This window comes from Bacillus sp. JAS24-2 (assembly GCF_008274905.1).
GTDB classification, from domain to species: Bacteria; Bacillota; Bacilli; order Bacillales; family Bacillaceae_G; genus Bacillus_A; species Bacillus_A cereus.
This window is the reverse complement of the sequence record NZ_CP031068.1, coordinates 3,349,440-3,373,833: the sequence shown is the minus strand read 5'-3', so window position 1 is coordinate 3,373,833 and position 24,394 is coordinate 3,349,440. Positions and strand designations below refer to the sequence as shown.

The window sequence follows — 24,394 nt, the reverse complement described above, 5'->3', positions numbered from 1 at the left end:
AAACACGCTACTTATTCATATAAGAACAAGTAGCGTGTTTTTTCTATTTAATAATCCCATTTTCTAAAATTTTAATAGTTGGTGCCACTTTCACATTAGCTTTTGAAAAGGCACTCGGCCAATCATCTTCGACTTGTTTCCATTCTTTATATTGAAACGCTCTCGCATAATCACCAAATCCGAATGGATCAAGTTGCTGTTTTTGAATGTTGTGGATTAAATCGTTCAAATCTTTGTTTAGTTGTTTTGTAATAAGAGAAGTTAATTTCTTTCTATCTTTGTCTATATCCATATTGAATGTAAGTTCAGAGACAGCAATTTTCAAATCCATTTTAACATGAAATTTGAAGTGGTTATCGCTATAATCTGTATGGATATCACGATCCATGCTAAGAACATTTATTGTTACGAAATCGCCGCCATCGGTATCTTTTAAATCACTATTACTTTCAACTGAAGTAGAAGGGATTTTCAATGTAAGCGAAACCGGTGTATTCGCTTTCTTTTGTAACAAAAGAAGAAGGGCGCTTTCATAACGATTTAATGACATTTTATAAATTCCGCGAGAAGTTAATAGCGCGGAACCAGTAACGATAACATCCTTTTTACCTTTTTTTATTTCTGAAATAGCAGGTGTTATACCTTTATTAAACGTTTGCCTGTGAAATTCATGGAATGTCGTAAAAACGGTCCGATTGTACAGTTTGTTCGTATTAATTAAATCTGTTAAATACTCGGGAAGGGCAGGCTTATCTTTAAAGTTATTATATATAACTGAAGAAATTGGACCGTCTACTGCAACCATGCGCATGTTTCCAGTGTTTTTAGGATCACGATACCAAACATCAAGGTAAGGCATAGCCCCTTCTTGTTTTAAAAAATTTGTGCTAAATAAAATGAGCTGTAACTTTTCTGTAGATACTAAACCGCCACTTGAACTATTAAACGTTGCTTTTGCTTCTCGAGGTGTACGTACTTTCGCTTCATGTGTTTCGTACTTTTTTTCTACGTCTTCATTAAAAATAGGATTTACGTGGTACACAATTAATTTTCCTTTTGCTTTTGCATCAAAGCCGTAAATTAATGAAATCGATTGTTTTTCTAAGTCGAGTCGATCTCCACAGCCTGTTAAAAAGGTTATGAGAAAGTAAAGTATAGTGAAATGAATAAAGCGCCTCATTTAAACTCTTCTCCTTTTCCAATGCTGATAAAGTGTCATGTATAAGAGAAATACGACCGGGAATAGAAAAACGATAAAATAACTTGCAGTTCCCCAAAATTCTCGCAACGCACTTATTTGGTAAGAGGAAGGGATATAAAAGAATAAGATGAAGATACACCCGAATAATAAACCATAAATAGGTAATGAACTCCTTTTTTTGTTAAGTAATTGATTGATTCCATCTGAAGCAGTAAAAATATAAGGAATGCAAGAATCAAAAATAATAAAGAGATAAAATGACAAAAAGATAATTTCAAATCGCTCAAGAAATGAGAAGTGAAATGGTGTAACAAGAGAAAGAGTCGGCCATAAAAACTTTGTTATACCATCTGGACTAAAATAAACAAAAGAGACAAACGTGACTTGAAGATAAATAAATAGCGTAATCAAATTCGCAAGAACAATCCCTTTTTTTGCAGATGATTTATTACTGAGGTAAGGATAAAGGACGAATGCAAACTCAAATCCGAGAAAGGCAATAATAGTTGATTTTACTGTGTTGAAAACTGGTATCCATCCCTCTTTAAGGAGAGGAAGAAGATAAATCCAATGCCCATCTTTAAGTGGGATAAATAATAGTAATGGCATCCAGAGTGTAAATAAGACAGTAAAAACAGCATAGCGGCTAATAATAAGAACACCTTTACATGCGAGCATTACCATTGGAATAGATAATAGCATCATGATTAAAAACATTGGAGATCTAGGCAAAATCCAAATGTGAATAACGTATAAGAGGGAAAAAATTAAAGAAACCGCTGCAAGAACAGCATATAAAATCCAAAAAATCATTCCTACTCTTCCTAACCATTTTCCAAGATAACGAGTTAGCACATCAAGTAAATGGTAACCAGGATGCTTCTCCATGATTTTTACAATACATAGACTGACTAAAGTAGTGATAGCGCATCCTATAATAATAGACATCCAGCCATCTGTATTCGCCCCTTGGGCCACTTCACGTGGCAGTGTAAGTACACCGAATCCTACTTGAACACCACTAATCGTTAAAATGTATTGAAATAAACTAATCTCCCTCTTTACACGCTTTGTCACTTATCTTCCTCCTTTTCTTCTATATCCGGTTGTCGATTTTCTTGTTTTAAGTTAAGGGATAGTGGTCGTTTCTTCATTAGTTTCCATGGCAAACGCACAAGAACGTCTTTTAAATCCGTAGCAAATGATGGAGAAAAAGGACTACCGTAAGGAACACCAAGTGATTCCATAGAAAGAATATGGATGATGATAACTGACATTCCAACCATAATTCCAATGACTCCGAATAAAGAAGCGATTATCATCATTGGAAAGCGAAGAATCCGAACTCCTGCTGACATTTCCAGATTGGGAATGATAAAAGAAGCGACTGCGGTAATAGATACGACGATAACCATAACATTACTTACGATTCCTGCTTGAACTGCAGCTTGTCCAATGACAATCCCTCCTACGACGCCAATTGTTTGTCCGACGGGACCGGGAAGTCGAACTGCAGCTTCGCGTAGCATTTCAAGTACTAATTCCATCAAAAGTGCTTCTAATATAGGCGGAAAAGGAATTTTGGCTCGAGATTCTCCAATTGTTAACAATAATTTAAGTGGAATTACTTCATAATGAAAGGAAATCATAGCAATATAAAGAGCAGGAGCAAATATTGCAATAAATAGTCCAGTGAAACGAAGGAGTCGTATAAAAGATGGAATCATAGGTCTGAAGCTGTAATCATCTATCGTCTGAAAAAAGGATGAAAAGGTCATAGGTCCTATTAATACGCCTGGTGAGCGATCTACAATAACGGCAATTCGCCCATCTAGAATATGATGTGCTGTTGTGTCAGGGCGTTCAGTTATTGATAATTGCGGAAAGAGAGTAAAGGAATTATCTTCAACAAATCCCTCTAATTCACCAGTAGTAAGAATCGCATCAACTTTTACTGACTCGATACGGGATGCCATTTCTTTTACGACATTTTCGTTCGCAACATCTGCTAGATAAAGCAAAAAAACCTTTGAAGTAGCTCGTTCACCAACAGTGAATTCCTTCACTTTCAATTCGCGATTTGGAATATATCGACGAATAAGTGCAAGGCTGTCGCTCGCTACTTCATTAAATCCTTCGTGTGAGCTTTTTATGGAGCTCTCTGTTGTAGGTTCTTCAATGCTCCTTTTTGGTGCCGCTTGCGTATCAAGCTCTAAAGCGGATAGTTGCCCGTTTATAAATAAAATACTTTTGCCGTGTAAAAGAGATTGTTCAATGTCTGTCCACTGTTGAACTTTTTTAATATCTCCGATAGAAACAGAGGCTTCCCAAAAATCGTCTTCATTCCACTCTTTAAATAAGAGAGGACGAAGAATGTTTACGTTAATAACAGTTTTGTCTACAAGTCCTTCCATATATATAAGTGCAGCTTCCTGTCCGTTTTTTAATGGAAAAGTGCGTGTTATTAATTCTGGAATACCGCTAAACAGTTTGGACAAGTGCTTTAAATTAAGGGAAAGGGAAGAAGAGATAGATTTATTTAATGTGTGATTAGCTTGCTCTTTGGTAGAAAAAGATTTTTCACCACGAATCCATTTATTAAAAGACCCCATTTGTTCGCTTACTCCTTGTTATGTTTTATATGGGTTATTATGGATAGTTACAAGCTGACATATGCGTAGTTTAAATTTTATATTGTATATTTTTAACTTTAACGCTATAATTATAGTGTTAAAGATGGAATCGTGATATGACCTGTTATGAATCTATCGTTTTATTTATGAATAAATGGATTGGTATTTTAGCAAGATGTGCTAATAAACTACTCCACCATGATGATAGCGTGCCAAAAATGTGGTGCGTATATTTTCGTGGTGGAGTTTTTTTATTCTCAAAAAGGGGGAAAGACCATGAATGACAACATGGTTCATATTACAATTGACGGAAAAAAGTATACAGCGGAGCCTGGTTCGACGATATTGGGTGTTATTAATGAGAACGGGATTGAACATCCGCAAATTTGTTACGTGCCAGAAGTAGATCCTATTCAAACATGTGACACTTGTATTGTAGAAGTTGACGGAAAGTTAATGCGTTCTTGTTCGACGATAGCAACGGAAGGTATGAACATTGAACGTGCTTCTGTTCGCGCAAAAGAAGCACAAACAGAGGCGATGGATCGGTTACTAGAAAATCATTTATTATACTGTACAGTATGTGACAACAACAATGGGAACTGTAAACTGCATAATACAGCAGAATTAATGGAAATCGAACATCAAAAATATCCGTATGAACCGAAAGTAGATGTAAGTGAAGTTGATATGACGCATCCGTTTTATCGCTATGATCCTAATCAATGTATTGCATGCGGTCAATGCGTTGAGGTGTGTCAAAACTTACAAGTAAATGAAACGTTATCGATAGACTGGGAAGCGGAACGCCCACGAGTTATTTGGGATGAAGGAGTAAATATTAATGATTCTTCATGCGTTAGCTGTGGTCAATGTGTAACGATTTGTCCTTGTAACGCTTTAATGGAGAAAACGATGCTCGGTGAAGCTGGATTTATGACGGGATTAAAACCAGATATTCTTGAACCGATGGTAGATTTAATTAAAGAAGTTGAGCCTGGGTATAGCGGTATTTTTGCGGTATCAGAAGTGGAAGCGGCCATGCGTGATACTCGTACGAAGAAAACGAAAACAGTATGTACATTTTGTGGTGTAGGTTGTTCGTTTGAAGTGTGGACGAAGGGGCGTAAAATCCTTAAAGTACAGCCATCTTCAGATGCACCAGTTAACGCAATTTCCACTTGTGTAAAAGGGAAATTTGGTTGGGATTTCGTAAATTCTAAAGAACGAATAACAAAACCTTTAATTCGTAAAAATGGAACGTTTGTTGAATCTACATGGGAAGAAGCACTGAATGTAGTTGCAAATAAATTAGGCGCTATTAAAGAAGAGTACGGTAAAGGTTCTATTGGATTTATTTCTTCCTCTAAAATTACAAATGAAGACAATTATGTAATTCAAAAATTAGCTCGACAAGTATTTGGAACGAATAATATTGATAACTGCTCACGTTATTGCCAATCACCAGCAACGGATGGTTTGTTCCGTACAATTGGTATGGGCGGTGATGCCGGAACGATTAAAGATATTGCGCAATCTGGTCTTGTTATTATTGTGGGATGTAATCCGACAGAGGGTCATCCTGTTCTAGCTACACGTATTAAACGTGCACATAAATTACACGGACAAAAGTTAATTGTAGCTGATCTTCGTAAAACCGAAATGGCAGAGCGATCAGATGTCTTTATTAGTCCAAAACAAGGAACAGATCAAGTATGGTTAATGGCTGTTACGAAATATATGATCGATCAAGGTTGGCATGATCAGGAATTTATTAATGAGAATGTAAACTTCTTTGAAGATTTCAAAGAGAGCCTAGAAGAATATACACTTGAATATGCAGAAGAAGTAACAGGTATTTCAAAAGAAACACTTATTCAAATGGCTGAAATGATTCGTGATGCAGATGGTACATGTATCCTTTGGGGTATGGGGGTAACGCAAAATACAGGTGGTTCTGATACTTCCGCTGCAATTTCAAACTTACTTCTTGCAACAGGGAACTATCGTCGTCCAGGAGCAGGTGCATACCCACTTCGAGGTCACAATAACGTACAAGGTGCTTGTGATATGGGTACTTTACCAGGATGGCTTCCAGGATATCAGCACGTTACTAACGAAATGGAACGTGCGAAATTTGAAACTGCTTACGGAGTGAAAATTGATAGTGAACCAGGTCTTAATAATATTGAAATGCTTCACGCAATTGACGAAGGAAAAATGAAAGCAATGTATCTTGTCGGAGAAGATATGGCTCTTGTAGATTCTAATGCAAATCATGTACATGAAGTGTTATCTAGCCTTGATTTCTTCGTTGTGCAAGATGTTTTCCTTTCTAAAACTGCTCAATATGCAGATGTTGTATTACCAGCAGCGCCATCTCTTGAGAAAGAAGGCACTTTCACAAATACAGAGCGCCGTGTCCAAAGATTATATCAAGTTCTTCCTACGCTAGGAGACGCGAAACCAGACTGGTGGATCGTCCAGGAAGTTGCGAATAAACTAGGTGCAAACTGGAATTATAGCCACCCAAGTGAAATCTTTGCTGAAATGGCAAGTTTATCACCATTGTTCTCGCAAGCGAGCTATGAAGTGCTTGAAGGGTGGAACAGTTTCCATTGGGGAAGTTTTGATGGAACAAATACACCACTTCTGTTCCAAGATGGATTTAACTTCCCAGATAAAAAAGCTCGTTTTGCGATTGCTGGCTGGGTACGTCCAGCTGAATTTCCAGCCGAGTTTGACCTTCACATTAACAACGGTCGTATGCTTGAGCATTTCCATGAAGGGAATATGACAAATAAATCAACAGGTATTCAAACGAAAGTACCTGGTGTTTTCGTTGAAATCTCTCCAGACCTTGCAAAAGAACGTGGCGTAAAAACAGGTTCGTTAGTTCGTCTTGTCTCTCCTTTTGGAGCATTAAAATTACGTGCACTCGTTACAGATCGTGTAAAAGCGAATGAGTTATATTTACCGATGAACTCTACAGATAACGAAACAGCAATTAATTTCTTAACAGGTCCTGCTGTGGATGTACGTACGAATACACCTGCGTATAAACAAACGAAAGTACGTATGGAAGTGTTAGAAGTTGACGGCGAAAATCCGATGCCAAAAGCGAACCCACGCAATAAAAAACGTCACCCTCAAGCTGGCATTGAGGTACATCGTAAGTGGGCACGTCCAGGGTATGTGCATTTAACGGATAAGTAGGAGGAGAAAACTATGGCTGCACCTATAAAAATGATTCAAAAACAAGAATTAACTGAGGAAGAAATAAAACAGCAAAAGTTAGATGATTTAAAAGAGCTTCTAACTAATAATGAGGAAGCTCTAAATCAGATGTTTAATATAGTAGGAGAATTAAATGACATTGGAATGCTAGAAGCTGCAAATTCAATGCTAAAAGCGAAAGAACCAATTGCGAAAATTGTTCTAGGTCAAGTAACTCGTGAGCCTGTTACAAATTTAATTAATAATATGATGGGTGCTGCAGGTGCGTTAACTGAACTTGACCCAGAACTTACGAAAAAGCTTATAGGTAGTTTATTAGTCGGACTAGAAGAAGGTAATGAACATCTAGAAAGTAATAAAAAAGTAGGGGTATTCGATCTTATGAAAGTATTGAAAGACCCAGATATTAACCGTGCTATCGGGTTTGGGCTTCATTTCTTAAAAGGTATGGGGAAAGGGTTAAAAGACGAATAAACTTCATGAAGTGAACCTTTCCGCCTAAATATTTGTACGAAATAGTTTGGGCGGAAGGCTCATTTTGGTAAAATATATAATAAAGTAAAATGAGGCTTTTGGGAGGTATGATTGTATGTCAAAAAAAGTACATGAATTTAATGATATGATACGAAAACTTCGAAAAGAACTTTTCGGAAAAGGACCAGAACGAATTCATACTGTTTTTGCAGAAAATATGGCTATAGCGACTCTTTATGGAAACTTAACACCTACTGAAAAATTTATTTCAAGTACGATGGACGGTGCGGAAATGGTTCATATGGCTAGAACGAAAATGATTCAAGAGGTGTATGCTGCGAATTCCCGTGAACATTTGGAGGAACTTGTTGGAGCAAAATTAGTGAATTTGTTTTCAGATATGAAAGTAGAAGAAGATATTGCAGTTTCGGTATTTGTTTTCGATAAAAATATAACGTGAGAGAAGGATACTGATCGTGAAACCGATACAGGTAGAAAGAGAAATCTTTCGTTATGAACAAGGGGCGTTTAAGCATATAGAGGACAGCATTGTAACAGAGTTTCCTGTCACCATTAAAATGAACGGACAGGAGTTTGTTACAATGGTTAGTACTCCAGAATATATAGAAGATATGGTAATAGGCTTCTTAGCGTCTGAAGGAATCATTCGGAAGTATGAAGATATTGATAGTGTATGGGTGCAGGAGAAAGAAGGATTTGTGCATGTAACAACGACAAAAGTAAATCCGTATTATGAACAAATGCAAAATAAACGCTATATTACGTCTTGTTGTGGTATGAGTAGGCAAGGGTTTGTTTTTGCAAATGATGCACTAAGTGCAAAAAAAATGAAGGGTGTCCATGTACAGGTTGCTGCAGAGGATTGTTTTCGGTTAATGAAAGAAATGCAGCAATCTGCGGATACGTTTCATCATACTGGTGGGGTTCATAATGCAGCTTTATGTGATGTGAATGGTATTATTTTAAGTCGAATGGATATTGGTAGGCATAATGCATTAGACAAAATTTACGGTTATTGTTTAAGAAACGATATTTCTATAAAAGATAAAATCATTGTTTTTAGTGGTCGTATTTCTTCGGAAATATTATTGAAAGTTGCAAAAATCGGTTGTGAAATTATACTATCAAAATCAGCTCCAACTGAGTTAGCTTTGCAACTAGCGGAAGATTTAGGTATTACGACAATAGGATTTATTCGTAATCACTCCTTAAATGTATATACCCATCCAGAACGTGTTTTAAATATAAAATAAAAGTGAGGCAATGAAGATGAAATCAGTTACATTAGACAAGTTGCAACGTCCGTTAAAGGATTTACGTATTTCAGTTACTGATCGCTGTAATTTTCGCTGTCGATATTGTATGCCAGAAGAAATATTTGGTCCTGATTACTCGTTTTTGTCTAATGATAAAATTTTATCTTTTGATGAAATTGAAAGGATAACACGTATTTTCGTTTCTTTAGGTGTGAGAAAATTACGGATTACGGGCGGAGAACCGTTACTTCGAAGAGGGCTTCCAAAGCTTATTGAGCGCCTTAATAAAATTGATGGTGTAGAAGATATCGGTTTAACAACCAATGGATCGTTACTTAAAAAGTTTGCTCCTGATTTATATAAGGCGGGACTATCACGTGTAACAGTTAGCTTAGATTCCTTAGAAGAAGAGCGGTTTTTCTATTTAAATGGTAATAGGAGCAAAGTGCAAAGGGTTCTGGAAGGAATACAGGCTGCAGCTGAAGTTGGAATGAAAATTAAAATAAATATGGTCGTTCAAAAGGGAAAAAACGAACAGGACATTTTGCAGATGGCGCAATATTTTAAGGAAAATAAGCATATTCTTCGTTTTATTGAGTATATGGATGTTGGAAATTATAATGGTTGGGATTTAAAAGAGGTCGTCTCTAAACAAGAAATAGTAGATACGATTCATCCAGTTATGCCGTTAGAACGGATAGAAGCAAATTATTCTGGTGAAGTGGCTACTAGGTATCGTTATATAGGAAGCGATGAGGAAATAGGTATTATTTCATCAGTAACAGATTCTTTTTGCTCATCATGTACGAGAGCTCGTATTTCTGCAGAAGGAAAATTATATACTTGCTTATTTGCTTCTAAAGGAAATGATTTAAGGGAATTGCTTCGTTCTGAACATACAGATGAGGACATTACAGATGTAGTACGCGATATATGGAATAATAGGGAAGATCGTTATTCAGATGAACGCTTAAATCATACAAATAAGAAAACAATACCTAAAATTGAAATGTCACATATCGGTGGTTAATATATAAAGCTAGCTTCATAGTGAAAAATGGAAAATTTACAAGAGTTGTGGATTTTCTATTTTATAGTAAAAGTGATGATTGATATCTCTGTAAAAGATGTGCAGAGAAATTAAGCAGCATTCAAAAACCTTTATTTTGAGGAGGTTTTTTGAAGCTGCTTTTTTATTTGGAGAAAATGGAGGAATGGGTAATGGCATTTCATAAGCAGGAACAAATTGCTGAGCTTGTCATTGAGGCCGGTGTTCAAAAAGTAAGACAGACATTGCCAGCGATGCTTATTCTCGGTTTTTTAGGAGGAGCGTTTATTGCGATAGGTTTTTTACTTAACATTCGAGTTTTAGGGAATTTACCTGAGCGCTGGGGAAGTCTAGTGAATGTTTTAGGAGGAGCAGTATTTCCTGTTGGACTCATGCTCGTAGTATTAGCAGGAGGAGAATTAATTACGGGAAATATGATGTCACTGTCTATGGCGCTTTATGCAAAGAAAATTACATTGATAAGCGTACTGAATAACTGGGTTTGGATTACTCTCATGAATTTTATTGGGGCAATTTTCGTTGCGTATTGCTTTGGGCATCTTGGCGGATTAACAGAGGGAGAGTATTTAAATAAAACGGTAGCGATAGCGGAAGGGAAGTTACATGAATCATTTGGGAGAACTTTAATTTTAGCAATTGGTTGTAATTGGCTCGTTTGTCTTGCTCTTTGGCTCGCTTACGGGACGAGTGATTTTGTCGGAAAAATCATCGGAATTTGGATTCCAATTATGGCATTTGTAGTGATTGGATTTCAGCAAGTAGTAGCAAATATGTTTGTCATTTCCGCTGTTATTTTTGCTGGTCATCTAACGTGGATGGATCTGGCTAAAAATTTTGTTCCTGTTTTTATCGGAAATGTAATTGGAGGAGCTGGGTTTGTTGGTTTTGCTTACTTTGCTTGTTATCAGAAACAACATTCTAATATGAAATAGAGTTCTTGAGAGGAAGGGTATGTAATGGCTGATCGGTATTCACGACAACAGTTGTTCAAACCAATTGGGAGTAAAGGACAAGAAAAAATTCGAAATAAACATGTGTTAATTGTAGGGGCAGGCGCATTAGGAAGTGCAAGTGCCGAAAGTTTCGTACGTGCAGGTGTTGGCAAGTTGACGATTATTGATCGTGACTACGTTGAATGGAGTAATTTACAAAGGCAACAATTGTACTCTGAACAAAATGCGAGAGAGAAAATGCCGAAAGCAATTGCTGCAAAAAATCGGTTAGAACAAATTAATTCGGAAGTACAAATACATGCTTTCGTAATGGATGCAACTTCAGAAAATATGGAAGGTCTATTAAAAAATGTAGATGTAATCATTGATGCAACAGATAATTTTGATATTCGATTTGTAATAAATGATTTATCACAAAAACATAATATTCCGTGGGTATATGGTTCTTGCGTTGGATCGTATGGTATGAGTTATACAATTATTCCACAAGAGACACCGTGTTTACATTGTATGCTTAAAAATATTCCTGTTACAGGTGTGACATGTGATACCGCTGGAATTATTAGCCCTACTGTTCAAATCGTCGCAGCATATCAAGTGGCAGAAGCACTCAAAATTTTAGTGGAAGATTTCTCAGCAATTAGAAAAACATTTTTCATGTTTGATATATGGAGTAATCAAAATCATTTTATAAAATTAGGGAAAATAAAAACAGACGCTTGTCTCTCATGCGGTTCAAATCGAACTTATCCTTATTTATCATACGAAAACCAAACGAAAGCAGCTGTTTTATGCGGAAGAAATACAGTTCAAATTAGAACAGTAGACAATAGGAAATACAATTTTGATGATATAGAAAAAGTATTAAAAAAATTGGGGAAAGTAGATCGGAATCCGTATTTACTATCTTGCCGATTCGATGATTACCGCATCGTTGTTTTTCAGGATGATCGTGTTTTTATTCATGGTACAAATGATATTTCGAAAGCGAAACAACTATATTATCGCGTATTCGGTTAATAGAGAGGGTGTCAATAATGGAAAGAAGAGTGCCAATTACGGTTGAAGAAGCTGTTCGTAAAGTGATGGGGTTTGCTGATAAAGGCTTAAAGGAGCTATTACCAATTGAATTAGCTTATGGACGTATATTAGCAGAGGATTTAGTAGCTGACCATGATGTGCCGTCATTTAATCGTTCGCCGTATGACGGATTTGCTATTCGAGCAGAAGATACTAATTTAGCAAGTTATGAAACGCCAATTGTATTTGAAGTAATGGGTGAAATTGGCGCAGGATCGCTATTCCATGAGAAAGTAGGTCCGTTTCAAGCAGTTCGAATTATGACGGGAGCACAAATTCCGAATGGGTGTGATGCGGTTGTTATGTTAGAGCTGACTCGTCAATATGAGAAGAATGGCAACAATTATATGGAAGTGAAGCGATCATTCAAAACGGGCGACAATATTTCTTTTCAAGGTGAAGATGCTCGTAAAGGAACAGTTCTTGCAAAGAAGGGATCGTACATTAATCCAGGTATTTCAGCTCTTCTTGCTACATTCGGTTATAGTGAAGTACCAGTTGCGAGAAAGCCTGTAATTGGACTGTTAGCGAATGGGAGTGAATTACTGGATGTCAATGATTCATTACAGCCAGGGAAAATCCGAAACAGTAATACGTACATGATATTGTCTCAAATTCGAAGAGCGGGCGGAAGAGTAAAATATTTTGGGAAGTTTAGTGATGATTTTAATACGTGTTTTACAGCTGTGAAAGAAGCGCTTGGCCAAGTAGATATGTTAATTACAACGGGCGGTGTATCAGTAGGAGATTATGATTATTTACCAGCTATTTACGAAAAGTTAGGTGCATCTGTTCTTTTTAATAAAGTTGCAATGCGACCAGGAAGTGTTACGACTGTAGCACAATTAAATGGCAAGTTATTATTTGGTTTATCAGGAAATCCATCAGCTTGTTACGTAGGGTTTGAATTATTCGTAAGACCGTGTATTCGGACGTATATGTTTAGTGAAAAAGTACATTTAAAAAGAGAAAAAGCGTTATTAGGAGAAGATTTTCTAAAACCGAATCCATTTACAAGATTTGTACGAGCAAAATTGCAATATGATGAGGGGAAATTAATCGCTTATCCATCAGGGTTTGATAAATCTAGCTCAGTTTCTTCATTGGCAGAATCCAACGCGTTTATCGTATTGCCGGGCGGGACAAGAGGATATAAAAAAGATATGTTTGTCGATGTTCTTTTATTAGAAGATAACGAAGGTAGTGAATGGCCTTGGACATTTCATAAAGTGAGAGGTGGTTTTAATGGAACAAGTGCTATTTGAGATTGTAGATAATCCGATTTTAGTTGAAGAAGTAACGAATAAAGTCGCAAGAAGAGAAGCAGGTGCGATTACAACATTTATTGGTACGGTGAGAGAATTAACAAAAGGAAAACGAACGCTACATTTAGAGTATGAAGCATATAAACCGATGGCAGTAAAACAACTTATGAGAATTGGAGAAGAAATTTGTGAAAGATGGCCGGATACAAAAGTAGCAATTACGCACCGTGTAGGGCGGCTAGAAATAATGGATATTGCGGTAGTCATTGCAGTTTCATCACCGCATCGTAAAGTAGCTTATGAAGCGAATGAGTACGCGATTGAACGTATAAAACGAATTGTTCCAATTTGGAAAAAAGAATTTTGGGAAGATGGAACGATGTGGATTGGAGATCAACTTGAAAATACACCATATCCAGAAGGAAAACCAAAGAAGGAAGAATGAGAAAATGATTATAATTTTATTGTTTGCAAATTTGCGTGAGGAAGTTGGATCGGATCGATTAGTGATTTCAGAAAAGCAAGAAATGACAGTGCAACAATTAAAAGAATGGCTTAAAGCCAGCTATTGTTTACAATCGTTGGATAAAGTGATGGTCGCTGTTAACGAAGAGTTTGTAATGAATGAAGAGATGATAAAAGCTGGAGATATAGTCGCATTAATCCCGCCTGTTAGCGGTGGATGATAAGCTTTTTCACCAGATGAAGCGCCAAGAAAATGTTGTATATAAATTAGAATAAGAGAAGGGATGAGTTCTATGCTTACTCAAGAACAAATAATGAATGCATTAAAACATGTAGAGGATCCAGAGTTACACAAAAGTGTTGTAGAATTAAATATGGTTAGAAATATACAAATGAACGGAACAGAGGTTAAACTTGAAGTAGTACTAACAATCCAAGGTTGTCCGTTAAAAGCAAAAATTCAACAAGATATTGAAGAATCACTTCACGCAATTGGTGCCTCTAAAGTGGAGGTAACATTTGGTTCTATGACACAAGAAGAACGTACAGCTTTAACAGAGAAATTAAAGAAAAATACTAGAACAGAAACTGGTATGCCGAGCATGCTTCGCCCGGATTCAGGAGTACGTTTTATTACTGTAACGAGCGGAAAAGGCGGAGTTGGAAAATCAACGGTGACAATTAATCTTGCAACTGCACTAGCGCGTATGGGCAAAAAGGTGGGGATATTAGATGCAGATATATATGGTTTTAGTATTCCAGCTATGATGGAAACGAATAAGAAACCAACGATGATTGATCAAACGGCAATTCCAGTCATTAGTCACGGTGTTAAAATCATGTCGATGGGATTTTTTACAGAAGGAAATAACCCAGTTATGTGGCGCGGACCGATGCTAAATAAATGGATTCAAAATTTTCTTGCGAATACGCACTGGGGAGAATTAGATTATTTATTACTTGATTTACCACCAGGTACAGGAGATGTTGCGATCGATGTTGCAGCGATGATTCCGCAAGCGAAAGAAATAATTGTTACAACTCCGCACAATGTAGCTTCATTCGTTGCTTCAAGAGTCGGTGTAATGGCAAAACATACGAAGCATGAGATTTTAGGTATTGTGGAAAATATGGCTTATTATGAAGAACAAGATGGATCGAAAAATTATCTCTTCGGAAAAGGCGGCGGCGAAATGCTTGCAGAACAATTGCAAACAGAAGTAATTGCTCAAATACCTTTTGCGAAACGTGAAGAAAATAATGGTTCATCTGTATATGATGAAGATTCTCTTGTTGGAGAAGTGTTTACATCGTTAGCTGAGGATATTATTTATAGAGGATAGAGGGGGAAGTTTAGTATGGCATGTAACATTGATCATTCTATTGAAGATGTGATGAATAAGCTTGAAAGTCAAAAGAGTTTTTTATCAGAAGAGATTTTTAAAGGGTTAAAAAATTTTTTACAAGGTAATCACTCACAAGAAATATTAAATGATGTATTTCATCTTTTAAAAAAGTATGACTTAGTAAGTGAAGAAGAAAGAGAGACGAGAAATAATCAATTATTGTTGATTATAAAATAAGTATACTTTGGCTTTTGTTTTGTAACAGGAGGGGTAAATGGAATGGATATGAAAAAGATGATTGAAATGATAGAAGCAACAAAAGTGACTAAAGAAGAATTATCAATTTCTACTTTACATCAAGAGCTTGTGAAGTTATATAGTCAAAAAAATGTTGCTCATTATACCGAGTTATTAAAGTATATTTTATCATTATCCGTGCAGCTCAACCTACATCTTGTATTGAAATATTTTGGCGTGCGACCGGTTGTTGCGACAGATGAGCGTATGCAATTTCAAGAGATATTTAAATGCTTAGCTAAGAAAGATGAGAATGGGGAATGGTTTCTAAATTTTGTTTCTTTATATGTAGGGCTAATTGTAGTTCTTCGTTTTGATGAGAAAGTGATTGAGAGCAATTTTTTTGATGATATGGTAGTGGATGAATGTAATGAAATATAGGATTCTGCTCATAACATTTTTCTATATTAAATGCTTTAACTGCGATTTTAGTTGGTTATGTAAATATGAAGGTAACTAATTAAGAAAAAGGAATGAAACTAGTTGGATAAAAAGAGTTCTTCAGTTGTTTCCGTCGTTTTTTCGTGTTACCATTAAGCGAATTTTTCATAAGGAGAGAAAGCGATGAAATGGATTTATTTTCTTATTATTAACATTATAGCTTTTAGCCTTATGGGGCTTGATAAACGAAAAGCGAAGAAGAAACAGTGGAGAACGCCAGAAAGTACGTTGTTTTTATCAGCGGCAGCTGGGGGAGCAGTTGGAGCTTGGATTGGCATGTATATGTTTCATCATAAAACTCATAAAAAGAAATTTGTTTTCGGCATACCGTTACTTGTTGTAATAACGGTATGTTTATTATTCGTTGTATGAGAAATGTCGAAAGAAATGAAGATTGATTATTGGTAAAGTGAGCATGTGAGACCGTATAATGGAGAAAAAATGAGAAGAGGAGAAAAAGGAAGATGGGGAGTCAATCAGCAGAGCAAAAAAAAGGGATACTATATGCGGCTGGTGCTTACACGATGTGGGGAATCCTACCGATTTATTGGAAATGGGTTGAGGAAGTTCCAGCAGATGAAATATTAGCACACCGCATCGTTTGGGCGTTTGTTTTTATGTTACTCGTATTAGGTGTTACGAAGAGGTTTCGCCAGTTTATTGGGGAATTTGTGAATCTTTTTAAACGACCTAAATTATTAATGTCATTAACAATAGCTTCAGTCTTGATTAGTGGAAACTGGTTTGTTTACATATGGGCCGTTAATCATAATCATGTTATTGAAGCGAGTCTTGGCTATTATATTAATCCGCTTATTAGTATTTTACTTGGTACAGTCGTTTTAAAGGAAAAGTTAAACTTCTGGCAATATGTTGCAGTTGGTTTAGCTGGAGTGGGGGTTATCATTTTAACAGTACGTTTCGGGGCTATCCCGTGGGTTTCTTTATCACTTGCCCTTTCATTTGGATTATACGGATTAACGAAAAAATTGTTAAACTATGATGCGACAATTGGACTTACGATGGAAACGATGTTAGTAACGCCGTTTGCGATTATTTATCTAGTAATGACAGGAGTACATGGTTTCGGCTCATTTGGCTCTATCTCAATGTTATCGACATTACTATTAATAGGAGCGGGTATTGTTACAGCTCTACCACTTTTTTATTTTGCAAAAGGAGCCCAACTTATTCCGCTTTATATGGTAGGTTTTTTACAATATATTGCACCAACAATTAGCTTAATTTTAGGTGTATTCGTATTTGGTGAACATTTCACATCTACTCATATGATTGCATTTTTCTGTATATGGGTTGCATTATTTGTATTCTCGGTAGCGAAGACTAAGTTTTTAGTGCAGAAACAACCGAAATTTATAAAAAATAAATCAGCAAAAGTATCATAATGCGTAGTATTTTCTACGCATTTTTCTTTATACTGATACTATATAGGATTTCCATTATAGCTAGTAAGGAGCTGAGAACATGGAAACAATTTTACATAATGATCCGCTTATGGCAGCTGTAATTTCATGGTTTTTAGCACAATTAACGAAAGTAGTCTTTAAATTAGTTAAAACAGGTGAATTTGATTTTGCAAAGTTTTTTGCTTCAGGTGGGATGCCAAGTTCTCATGCTTCAACAGTTACAGCGCTTGCTACAGGAGTTGGAGTAGTGGAAGGTGTGGAAAGCTCGATGTTTGCGGTTGCTACTATTTTTGCCATTATTGTTATGTATGATGCTTCAGGAGTAAGGCTTGCAGTAAGTAAACAAGCAAAAATATTGAATGACTTTTTTCACGGTAGAGAAACAGAATATAAGAAGTTAAATGAACTTGTTGGGCATACACCGTATGAAGTAGTAGTCGGTGCTTTATTAGGAATTATTGTCGGAGTAGGGTATTGTTTATGAGCAGAACATTTTATATGTTCTGCTTTTCTTTGTTTTTATACATATTCAGCTACCTTTTTGAATATCGTTATACGGATTTCGAAAGGGTGGGTGAGTAACTTGTTATTATATGAAAAAGTGCATGAAGAAATAGCGAGAAGAACAACTGCACTTCAAACAATGCAACGGCAAGATGGTACGTGGCGGTTTTGTTTTGAAGGAGCTCCATTAACAGATTGCCATATGATTTTTTTATTAAAATTATTAGGTAGAGATAAAGAGATAGAACCGTTTGTGAAAAGATTAGCATCACTTCAAACAAATGAAGGAACATGGAAATTGTATGAAGATGAGGTGGGAGGTAATTTATCAGCTACCATTCAATCTTATGCCGCCTTACTTGCATCGGAAAAATACACAAAAGAAGATGCGAATATGAAGCGAGCGGAAATGTTTATAAATGAGCGCGGTGGGGTAGCACGTGCTCATTTTATGACGAAGTTTTTATTAGCGATTCATGGAGAATATGAATATCCTTCTCTTTTTCATTTGCCAACACCAATTATGTTTCTGCAGAATGATTCCCCTCTCAGTATATTTGAATTGAGTAGCTCAGCACGTATTCATTTAATTCCGATGATGTTGTGTTTAAATAAAAGATTTCGAGTAGGGAAAAAGTTATTGCCAAATTTAAATCACATTGCAGGCGGGGGCGGAGAATGGTTTCGAGAGGATCGGTCTCCAGTTTTTCAAACGTTAGTAAGTGACGTGAAGAAAATTATAACGTATCCACTTTCTTTGCATCATAAAGGATATGAGGAAGTAGAACGTTTTATGAAAGAGCGTATTGATGAAAATGGAACATTATATAGCTACGCAACTGCCTCGTTTTATATGATTTATGCTTTACTTGCATTAGGACATTCTATTCAATCACCAATTATTGAGAAGGCTATAATGGGAATTACATCTTATATATGGAAGGTGGAGAGAGGGAGCCATTTGCAAAACTCTCCGTCAACTATATGGGATACAGCTTTACTCAGTTATGCTTTGCAAGAAGCTCAAGTTCCGAAAGCAAGTAAAGTGATTCAAAATGCATCAGCATATTTACTAAGAAAACAGCAAACGAAGAAAGTAGATTGGAGTGTACATGCACCGGATCTCTTCCCGGGTGGTTGGGGCTTTTCGGATGTGAATACGACGATTCCAGATATTGATGATACAACTGCTGTGTTAAGAGCATTGGCGCGAAGTAGAGGGAACGAACATGTAGATAATGCTTGGAAGCGAGCGGTTAATTGGGTTAAAGGATTGCAAAATAATGATGGTGGTTGGGGGGCTTTTGAAAAAGGGGTAACGAGCCGTATATTAGCAAATTTACCAATCGAAAATGCAAGTGATATGATTACAGACCCTTCTACACCAGATATTACAGGAAGAGTGTTAGAATTTTTCGGAACGTATACGCAAAATGAATTGCCCGAGAAACAAAAACAAAGTGCGATAAATTGGTTAATGAATGTACAAGAGGAAAATGGATCGTGGTATGGGAAATGGGGAATTTGTTATATATATGGTACGTGGGCAGTGTTGACTGGTTTACGGTCACTAGGAATACCATCTAGCGATCCATCATTGAAACGAGCAGCTTTATGGCTTGAACATATACAGCATGAAGATGGTGGCTGGGGAGAATCTTGCCAAAGTAGTGTAGAAAAAAGATTTGTTACTTTGCCATTTAGTACACCATCCCAAACAGCATGGGCGTTAGATGCCCTCATTTCTTACTATGATAAAGAAACGCCAGTTATTCGAAAAGGTATTTCATATTTGCTCTCCAACCCTTATATAAATGAAAAATATCCTACTGGAACAGGTTTACCAGGTGGGTTTTATATTCGTTATCATAGTTATGCTCATATATATCCGTTGCTTACTTTGGCTCATTATGCAAAAAAATATAGAAAATAAACCGAGAGATGTCTCTCGGTTTATTTTGTTGGGTAGTAGGTCCCTTTTGAAAAGAATAAGGTTGTGATGTACCTTATTTTTCGGTTGGTTGGCGCTTTTGACGTGCATCAGCGGCATTTGCACGTGCGTTTGCTTCTAAGTCATTGTGGTCAGCGAGTTCGCGAGAGAACTCAACATCAATGCCATCCGTTGCTTTGCTTTGTTTGAAATTCTTTTTATTCATTCGACACAATCTCCTTGCACTTTATCCCGCATAACGGGTAGTAAAACTCCAACCTTAAAACTCAGATGGAACAAAGAAGCTAGGTGGGAGATTAACTGCCCGTAAATGCCCGATTGGTGAGGGCTGATAATCAGTGGGGATGAACAAACTTCCCACTAATTAAAGTTTCACTTTATGCGACGTTGCAAAGTTAGTTTGACACAAATAGACTTTTTTATACAAAGAGGAGTTGGAAAGTAAAAAGCCGAAATATACAGTATAAGTAATAGAAATGGGGGATAGGAATGGAGTTTTTAAATGGGAAAACAGCTGTTGTAACAGGAGCTGCACAGGGAATTGGAAAAGAGATTGCAAGGGTTTATGCAAAGCTAGGGGCGAAAGTATTAATTAGCGATGTAAATGAAGAGAAGCTACAAAAAACGACACGTGAGTTATCAGATGAAGGATATGAAGTGTGCTCATATCGATGTGATGTGAGTAATCAAAATGAAGCAAAGTCGTTAATTGAATATGCAGTTCAAAAATTTGGTACATTACATATTTTGGTGAATAATGCTGGAATTACAAGAGACGCAATGTTACATAAAATGGAGAAATCTGCTTGGGAACAAGTATTACAAGTGAATTTAACTGGTGTTTTTTATTGTATGCAACCAGCACTTCTTTATATGAGACAACAAGGATATGGAAGAATTATTAATATTTCTTCTATAAGTAGAGAGGGGAATATTGGACAGGCAAATTATGCTGCAACGAAAGCTGGAGTTGTAGGATTAACAAAAACAGCAGCGAAAGAAGTTGGAAGTTTCGGTATTACTTGTAATGCGATTTGTCCGGGGTTTATGGATACAGATATGACCAAAACGATACCAGATAAAGTGAAAGAAAAGATGGTTGGCGCTATTCCAGTTGGTAGAATTGGAACGCCAGAAGATATTGCGAACGCAGCAGCCTTTTTAGCATCAGAATACGCATCTTATATTACAGGTGAAGTACTAAATGTGAGCGGAGGACTGCAAGTTTAAAGGAATACATAATGAAAAGAACCTGACCGGATAGGTCAGGTTCTTTTCATTAATTTAAGTTAAGCCAAACGCTCTTTACTTCTGTATAGTTATTTAATGCATAAGATCCCATTTCACGGCCAAGACCAGATTGTTTAAATCCTCCAAATGGAGATGCTGCATCAAACACGTTATAACAGTTTACCCACACTGTACCTGCACGTACTTTACTTGCAACATAGTGTGCTGTTTTAACATTTTCTGTCCACACACCAGCCGCTAAGCCGAATTGTGATTTATTTGCACGTTCAATTACTTCATCAATATCGTTAAATGGTATTGCAGAAATAACTGGACCGAAAATTTCTTCTTTTGCGATCGTCATTTCATCATTTACGTCAGCGAATACTGTAGGAGAAACGAAGTAGCCTTGATCGAATGGATTACTTCCTCCGCAAAGTACTTCAGCGCCTTCTTCAATCCCTTTTTCAATGTAGCCCATTACACGTTTTTGTTGTTCTTCAGAAACGAGAGGACCAATTGTTGTTTCAGGGTTAAGACCGACACCTTGATTTAGTTTTTTAGAATAGAGGACGAGATCAGCCATGACATTATCATACATTTTCTTCGGAACAAATAAGCGTGATCCAGCAGAGCATACTTGTCCTTGGTTAAACATAACACCAGAAAGTGCACCAGGAATCGCGCGAGATAAATCAGCATCCGGCAAGATGATATTTGGTGATTTACCGCCTAACTCAAGTGTAACGCGTTTTAATGATTCGGATGCTTGTCGCATAATTTGTTTACCGACAGGAGTAGAACCGGTAAATGCAATTTTATCAACGAGTGGATGATTAACGAGAGCTTGTCCAGCTGATTCACCGAATCCAGGTACGATATTAATAACACCTTTCGGGAATCCAGCTTCTTCAATTAATTCAGCTAAGTATAGAGCAGATAGTGGAGTTTGTTCTGCAGGTTTTAAAACGATTGTACATCCTGTAGCAAGCGCTGCTCCCATTTTCCACATTGCCATAAGAAGCGGGAAGTTCCAAGGAATAATTTGACCAACGACACCAACAGCTTCATGGCGTGTATAGTTAAAGTAATCACCGGAAACAGGAATTGTTTGACCAACGATTTTCGTAGCCCAGCCAGCGTAATAGCGCATATGCTCAATTGCAAGTGGGATGTCTGCTGCCATTGTTTCACGGATTGGCTTTCCGTTATCTAATGTTTCGAGCTGTGCAAGCTCTTCTTTATGTTCTTCCATTAAATCAGCTAACTTGTACATGAGACGGCTTCGCTCAGCAGTGCTCATACGAGACCAAGGACCTTCGTCAAAAGCCATACGAGCTGCGACTACAGCTTTATGAATATCTTCGCGACCAGCTTCAGAAACGACGGCAAGTGTTTCACCAGTTGCTGGGTTAGGTGTTTTAAATGTTTTACCGGAAGCGCTTTCAATGAAAGATCCATTCACATATAACTTTTTTGTACCTTGAAGAAACTTCTCTACCTTTTCATGAAGATTTACAGCTAGTTGACTCATTGTATAACCCCCTTGAAAATATAATGTAAACGCAGTACGAGACGGCGCTTATTCCGAAATCAAGGATGTGGAAACTAGATGGAAAGCCTCTAATTAAAATCATAATTAATAAATACTGAAAATTCAAATTTCATTTGTGTTACAATTGTAAAAAATATGTAATGTAAGAGAATCTTCTATATGATTATAAAAAATCCTGCTTGTTTTTGCTTTCTAGTAGGAAAAACTAGAAGAACAATGGTACAATAATACATCGTGAGAGGAGGGGTAAAAATGAAAGATTATCATGATGATCCACGCTTTCGAATAGCCCATAGAGAAGCGTTAATTGGTCTTGGACTTGCTATTATTAATTTTATAATTTGGTACGGATTTGCTTATGGGCTTGGTAGTAAAAATCCGAATGAATATACATATGTATTAGGTTTTCCCGCATGGTTTTTTTATAGCTGTATCGTTGGATTTATCGTTATGGTTATTTTACTTAGTTTAGTTGTTCGTTTTGTATTTCAAGATATTTCACTCGATGAGGAAGAAAAAAGTGAGGAATAATAGATGAATTGGTATGTAATCATTCCAATGATAATTTCGTTTATCGTTGTATTTTTAATTGGTGTATATGCTTCAAGACGCGTGCAAGCAACTGCTCATAATAAATTTTTGCAAGAATATTTTCTTGGTGGGCGTGAGCTAGGCGGTTTATTATTAGCGATGACAATGATTGCTACATACGGTAGTGCAAGTAGCTTTATTGGTGGCCCTGGTATTGCTTACAATATGGGTCTTGGATGGGTACTGTTATCTGCGATTCAAGTTGTAACAGGGTATATCGTTTTAACGGTTATCGGTAAAAAGTTTGCAATTATCGCTAGGAAGATGGAAGCAATTACTCTTATCGATTATTTAAAAGGGAGATACAATAATAAAGCAGTTGTTATACTTTCTGCGTTATGTATTATTATCTTTTTATTTTCAGCGACAGTAGCCCAGTGGGTCGGCGGTGGACGATTAATCGAGTCACTAACGGGGCTATCGTATACAACAGCACTATTTTTATTTACTTTTTCTGTACTTGTGTACGTATTAATTGGTGGATTTCGTGCAGTTGCTCTATCAGATACATTATTAGGAATCATTATGTTAGTTGGAACAACAATCATTTTAATTGCTACTGTCATTGCTGGTGGTGGAATTGAAAAGATTATGCAGGAACTTGTTCAAATTAATCCAAAGTTAATTACACCATTCGGAGCAGATGGCAGTTTAACGAAATCATATGTTACATCATTTTGGATTTTAATTGGAATTGGCGTTGTCGGTTTACCGCAAATTAGCGTGCGTGCCATGTCTTATAAAAATTCAAAAGCGATGCACCAAGCTTTAATAATTGGAACCGTTGTCGTTGGCACAATTATGATCGGTATGCATTTAACAGGTGTATTTGCAAGAGTAGTACTTCCAGGTATAACGGTACCAGATAAAGTAATGCCGCTACTTGCGATGGAAGTGTTGCCACCTTGGTTAGCTGGAGTTTTCTTAGCTGCACCGATGGCAGCGATTATGTCTACAGTAAACTCTTTATTATTACTTGTAAGCTCGTCAATTATTAAAGATATATACGTAAATTACATAAATAAAGATGCAGCAGACAGTACGATAAAAAAAGGAAGTTTGTGGATTACGGGTATTGTAGGACTACTCGTTTATGCAGCGGCAATTAAACCACCAGATTTTTTAATATGGCTAAATTTATTTTCTTTCGGTGGATTAGAAGCAGCATTCATTTGGCCAATCGTATTAGGGTTATATTGGAGGAAAGGAAATGCTACAGGAGCGCTTGCGTCTATTTTAGTTGGGGTAGGCTCATATATGTGTATTCATCTTTTCTATCCAAATCCGTTCGGTATACATACAGTTGTCTTCCCGATTTGTTTTGCGTTTATCGCTTACATCATTGGAAGTATGAGTGCTGTAAAAAAAACAGTATAGGTTAGCTGAAGAAACGTAGTC

The 24,394-nt window shown here is 36.7% G+C and carries 25 protein-coding genes; 20 read left to right on the top strand and 5 right to left on the bottom strand.

All coding sequences use genetic code 11. The features are described from left to right. Nucleotides 1-43 precede the first annotated feature (43 nt). From gerSC to DN407_RS17360, 3 genes are read right to left on the bottom strand one after another with little or no spacing between them, the layout of a single operon-like run. Nucleotides 44-1,180, bottom strand: a complete 1,137-nt coding sequence (gene gerSC, locus DN407_RS17370; protein ID WP_001252211.1) for a spore germination protein GerSC — start codon at nucleotides 1,178-1,180, stop codon at nucleotides 44-46. Beyond that, nucleotides 1,181-2,278, bottom strand: a complete 1,098-nt coding sequence (locus DN407_RS17365) for an endospore germination permease (protein ID WP_097796147.1) — start codon at nucleotides 2,276-2,278, stop codon at nucleotides 1,181-1,183. Then, nucleotides 2,275-3,813: a spore germination protein gene (locus tag DN407_RS17360; RefSeq protein ID WP_098294648.1), complete on the bottom strand. Its 1,539-nt coding sequence runs from the start codon at nucleotides 3,811-3,813 to the stop codon at nucleotides 2,275-2,277. Before DN407_RS17360 ends, DN407_RS17365 begins: the two co-directional genes overlap by 4 nt. Nucleotides 3,814-4,110: 297 nt before the next feature. Between DN407_RS17360 and fdhF the strand changes: the two genes are divergently transcribed. The 17 genes from fdhF (at nucleotide 4,111) to DN407_RS17275 (ending at nucleotide 19,602) form a co-directional block, all read left to right on the top strand. After that, complete coding sequence (fdhF, locus tag DN407_RS17355) at nucleotides 4,111-7,050, top strand: formate dehydrogenase subunit alpha (protein ID WP_098542285.1); 2,940 nt, start codon at nucleotides 4,111-4,113, stop codon at nucleotides 7,048-7,050. A 12-nt stretch (nucleotides 7,051-7,062) separates the two neighbouring features. Further along, entirely contained in the window at nucleotides 7,063-7,545 is a 483-nt protein-coding gene (locus DN407_RS17350) for a helical membrane plugin domain-containing protein (protein WP_000729897.1), read from the top strand. Nucleotides 7,546-7,660: 115 nt separating this feature from the next. Further along, entirely contained in the window at nucleotides 7,661-8,005 is a 345-nt protein-coding gene (locus DN407_RS17345; protein ID WP_000039582.1) for a Na-translocating system protein MpsC family protein, read from the top strand. Nucleotides 8,006-8,021: 16 nt separating this feature from the next. Beyond that, nucleotides 8,022-8,819 carry a formate dehydrogenase accessory sulfurtransferase FdhD gene (fdhD, locus tag DN407_RS17340; RefSeq protein ID WP_000802689.1) on the top strand — a complete coding sequence of 266 codons (798 nt, stop codon included), beginning with the start codon at nucleotides 8,022-8,024 and terminating at the stop codon, nucleotides 8,817-8,819. A gap of 16 nt (nucleotides 8,820-8,835) precedes the next feature. Further along, nucleotides 8,836-9,852 (top strand): GTP 3',8-cyclase MoaA, encoded by a 1,017-nt coding sequence (moaA, locus tag DN407_RS17335; RefSeq protein ID WP_149216520.1) that lies wholly within the window; start codon nucleotides 8,836-8,838, stop codon nucleotides 9,850-9,852. Between the two features lie 191 nt (nucleotides 9,853-10,043). Then, nucleotides 10,044-10,823, top strand: a complete 780-nt coding sequence (locus tag DN407_RS17330) for a formate channel (RefSeq protein ID WP_149216519.1) — start codon at nucleotides 10,044-10,046, stop codon at nucleotides 10,821-10,823. Nucleotides 10,824-10,847: 24 nt separating this feature from the next. After that, nucleotides 10,848-11,864, top strand: coding sequence for a molybdopterin-synthase adenylyltransferase MoeB (locus DN407_RS17325; RefSeq protein ID WP_098281433.1), 1,017 nt, complete (start codon nucleotides 10,848-10,850; stop codon nucleotides 11,862-11,864). Between the two features lie 17 nt (nucleotides 11,865-11,881). Beyond that, nucleotides 11,882-13,189 (top strand): molybdopterin molybdotransferase MoeA, encoded by a 1,308-nt coding sequence (locus tag DN407_RS17320; protein ID WP_098542289.1) that lies wholly within the window; start codon nucleotides 11,882-11,884, stop codon nucleotides 13,187-13,189. Continuing rightward, complete coding sequence (moaE, locus tag DN407_RS17315) at nucleotides 13,170-13,634, top strand: molybdopterin synthase catalytic subunit MoaE (protein WP_000438664.1); 465 nt, start codon at nucleotides 13,170-13,172, stop codon at nucleotides 13,632-13,634. The genes DN407_RS17320 and moaE overlap by 20 nt, the downstream gene beginning before the upstream one ends. A gap of 4 nt (nucleotides 13,635-13,638) precedes the next feature. Continuing rightward, nucleotides 13,639-13,875 (top strand): molybdopterin converting factor subunit 1, encoded by a 237-nt coding sequence (gene moaD / locus DN407_RS17310; RefSeq protein WP_000583943.1) that lies wholly within the window; start codon nucleotides 13,639-13,641, stop codon nucleotides 13,873-13,875. Nucleotides 13,876-13,947: 72 nt separating this feature from the next. Further along, nucleotides 13,948-14,997, top strand: a complete 1,050-nt coding sequence (locus DN407_RS17305; RefSeq protein WP_000957509.1) for a P-loop NTPase — start codon at nucleotides 13,948-13,950, stop codon at nucleotides 14,995-14,997. Nucleotides 14,998-15,012: 15 nt separating this feature from the next. Then, nucleotides 15,013-15,237 carry a hypothetical protein gene (locus DN407_RS17300; RefSeq protein ID WP_000752383.1) on the top strand — a complete coding sequence of 75 codons (225 nt, stop codon included), beginning with the start codon at nucleotides 15,013-15,015 and terminating at the stop codon, nucleotides 15,235-15,237. A 42-nt stretch (nucleotides 15,238-15,279) separates the two neighbouring features. Beyond that, nucleotides 15,280-15,678, top strand: a complete 399-nt coding sequence (locus tag DN407_RS17295; protein ID WP_000367289.1) for a hypothetical protein — start codon at nucleotides 15,280-15,282, stop codon at nucleotides 15,676-15,678. Between the two features lie 183 nt (nucleotides 15,679-15,861). Next, nucleotides 15,862-16,110: a DUF1294 domain-containing protein gene (locus DN407_RS17290; RefSeq protein ID WP_000871346.1), complete on the top strand. Its 249-nt coding sequence runs from the start codon at nucleotides 15,862-15,864 to the stop codon at nucleotides 16,108-16,110. A gap of 92 nt (nucleotides 16,111-16,202) precedes the next feature. Then, the gene (rarD, locus tag DN407_RS17285) at nucleotides 16,203-17,144 is read left to right on the top strand and encodes an EamA family transporter RarD (RefSeq protein WP_000535537.1); all 942 of its coding nucleotides are present in this window, start codon (nucleotides 16,203-16,205) and stop codon (nucleotides 17,142-17,144) included. Between the two features lie 79 nt (nucleotides 17,145-17,223). Further along, nucleotides 17,224-17,649 carry a divergent PAP2 family protein gene (locus tag DN407_RS17280; protein WP_000447820.1) on the top strand — a complete coding sequence of 142 codons (426 nt, stop codon included), beginning with the start codon at nucleotides 17,224-17,226 and terminating at the stop codon, nucleotides 17,647-17,649. Between the two features lie 99 nt (nucleotides 17,650-17,748). Continuing rightward, nucleotides 17,749-19,602, top strand: coding sequence for a terpene cyclase/mutase family protein (locus DN407_RS17275; RefSeq protein ID WP_003315873.1), 1,854 nt, complete (start codon nucleotides 17,749-17,751; stop codon nucleotides 19,600-19,602). A gap of 73 nt (nucleotides 19,603-19,675) precedes the next feature. Here the strand turns inward: DN407_RS17275 and DN407_RS17270 are convergent, their stop codons facing one another. After that, entirely contained in the window at nucleotides 19,676-19,825 is a 150-nt protein-coding gene (locus tag DN407_RS17270; protein WP_001035813.1) for a YfhD family protein, read from the bottom strand. A 284-nt stretch (nucleotides 19,826-20,109) separates the two neighbouring features. Here DN407_RS17270 and fabG point away from each other — a divergent pair, with 284 nt between their 5' ends. Beyond that, nucleotides 20,110-20,850, top strand: coding sequence for a 3-oxoacyl-ACP reductase FabG (gene fabG / locus DN407_RS17265; protein WP_000395029.1), 741 nt, complete (start codon nucleotides 20,110-20,112; stop codon nucleotides 20,848-20,850). Between the two features lie 49 nt (nucleotides 20,851-20,899). On the opposite strand, the gene dhaS is transcribed toward fabG, so the two are convergent. Then, on the bottom strand, nucleotides 20,900-22,384 hold the full coding sequence (dhaS, locus tag DN407_RS17260) for an aldehyde dehydrogenase DhaS (protein ID WP_000080279.1): 1,485 nt from the start codon (nucleotides 22,382-22,384) through the stop codon (nucleotides 20,900-20,902). Nucleotides 22,385-22,657: 273 nt separating this feature from the next. On the opposite strand from dhaS, the gene DN407_RS17255 reads away from it, so the two are divergent. Both DN407_RS17255 and panF read left to right on the top strand, forming a co-directional pair. Further along, the gene (locus tag DN407_RS17255; RefSeq protein ID WP_000656239.1) at nucleotides 22,658-22,936 is read left to right on the top strand and encodes a YhdT family protein; all 279 of its coding nucleotides are present in this window, start codon (nucleotides 22,658-22,660) and stop codon (nucleotides 22,934-22,936) included. Nucleotides 22,937-22,939: 3 nt separating this feature from the next. Beyond that, the gene (gene panF / locus DN407_RS17250) at nucleotides 22,940-24,373 is read left to right on the top strand and encodes a sodium/pantothenate symporter (RefSeq protein WP_001104819.1); all 1,434 of its coding nucleotides are present in this window, start codon (nucleotides 22,940-22,942) and stop codon (nucleotides 24,371-24,373) included. Nucleotides 24,374-24,394 lie beyond the last annotated feature (21 nt).

What these genes read in the sequence shown, in the direction of transcription:
- gerSC (WP_001252211.1), bottom strand. Translation starts at nt 1,180, where the DNA reads ATGAGGCGCTTTATTCATTTCACTATACTTTACTTTCTCATAACCTTT.
- DN407_RS17360 (WP_098294648.1), bottom strand. Translation starts at nt 3,813, where the DNA reads ATGGGGTCTTTTAATAAATGGATTCGTGGTGAAAAATCTTTTTCTACC.
- fdhF (WP_098542285.1), top strand. Translation starts at nt 4,111, where the DNA reads ATGAATGACAACATGGTTCATATTACAATTGACGGAAAAAAGTATACA.
- DN407_RS17350 (WP_000729897.1), top strand. Translation starts at nt 7,063, where the DNA reads ATGGCTGCACCTATAAAAATGATTCAAAAACAAGAATTAACTGAGGAA.
- DN407_RS17345 (WP_000039582.1), top strand. Translation starts at nt 7,661, where the DNA reads ATGTCAAAAAAAGTACATGAATTTAATGATATGATACGAAAACTTCGA.
- moaA (WP_149216520.1), top strand. Translation starts at nt 8,836, where the DNA reads ATGAAATCAGTTACATTAGACAAGTTGCAACGTCCGTTAAAGGATTTA.
- DN407_RS17330 (WP_149216519.1), top strand. Translation starts at nt 10,044, where the DNA reads ATGGCATTTCATAAGCAGGAACAAATTGCTGAGCTTGTCATTGAGGCC.
- DN407_RS17325 (WP_098281433.1), top strand. Translation starts at nt 10,848, where the DNA reads ATGGCTGATCGGTATTCACGACAACAGTTGTTCAAACCAATTGGGAGT.
- DN407_RS17320 (WP_098542289.1), top strand. Translation starts at nt 11,882, where the DNA reads ATGGAAAGAAGAGTGCCAATTACGGTTGAAGAAGCTGTTCGTAAAGTG.
- moaE (WP_000438664.1), top strand. Translation starts at nt 13,170, where the DNA reads ATGGAACAAGTGCTATTTGAGATTGTAGATAATCCGATTTTAGTTGAA.
- moaD (WP_000583943.1), top strand. Translation starts at nt 13,639, where the DNA reads ATGATTATAATTTTATTGTTTGCAAATTTGCGTGAGGAAGTTGGATCG.
- DN407_RS17305 (WP_000957509.1), top strand. Translation starts at nt 13,948, where the DNA reads ATGCTTACTCAAGAACAAATAATGAATGCATTAAAACATGTAGAGGAT.
- DN407_RS17300 (WP_000752383.1), top strand. Translation starts at nt 15,013, where the DNA reads ATGGCATGTAACATTGATCATTCTATTGAAGATGTGATGAATAAGCTT.
- DN407_RS17295 (WP_000367289.1), top strand. Translation starts at nt 15,280, where the DNA reads ATGGATATGAAAAAGATGATTGAAATGATAGAAGCAACAAAAGTGACT.
- DN407_RS17290 (WP_000871346.1), top strand. Translation starts at nt 15,862, where the DNA reads ATGAAATGGATTTATTTTCTTATTATTAACATTATAGCTTTTAGCCTT.
- rarD (WP_000535537.1), top strand. Translation starts at nt 16,203, where the DNA reads ATGGGGAGTCAATCAGCAGAGCAAAAAAAAGGGATACTATATGCGGCT.
- DN407_RS17280 (WP_000447820.1), top strand. Translation starts at nt 17,224, where the DNA reads ATGGAAACAATTTTACATAATGATCCGCTTATGGCAGCTGTAATTTCA.
- DN407_RS17270 (WP_001035813.1), bottom strand. Translation starts at nt 19,825, where the DNA reads ATGAATAAAAAGAATTTCAAACAAAGCAAAGCAACGGATGGCATTGAT.
- fabG (WP_000395029.1), top strand. Translation starts at nt 20,110, where the DNA reads ATGGAGTTTTTAAATGGGAAAACAGCTGTTGTAACAGGAGCTGCACAG.
- dhaS (WP_000080279.1), bottom strand. Translation starts at nt 22,384, where the DNA reads ATGAGTCAACTAGCTGTAAATCTTCATGAAAAGGTAGAGAAGTTTCTT.
- DN407_RS17255 (WP_000656239.1), top strand. Translation starts at nt 22,658, where the DNA reads ATGAAAGATTATCATGATGATCCACGCTTTCGAATAGCCCATAGAGAA.
- panF (WP_001104819.1), top strand. Translation starts at nt 22,940, where the DNA reads ATGAATTGGTATGTAATCATTCCAATGATAATTTCGTTTATCGTTGTA.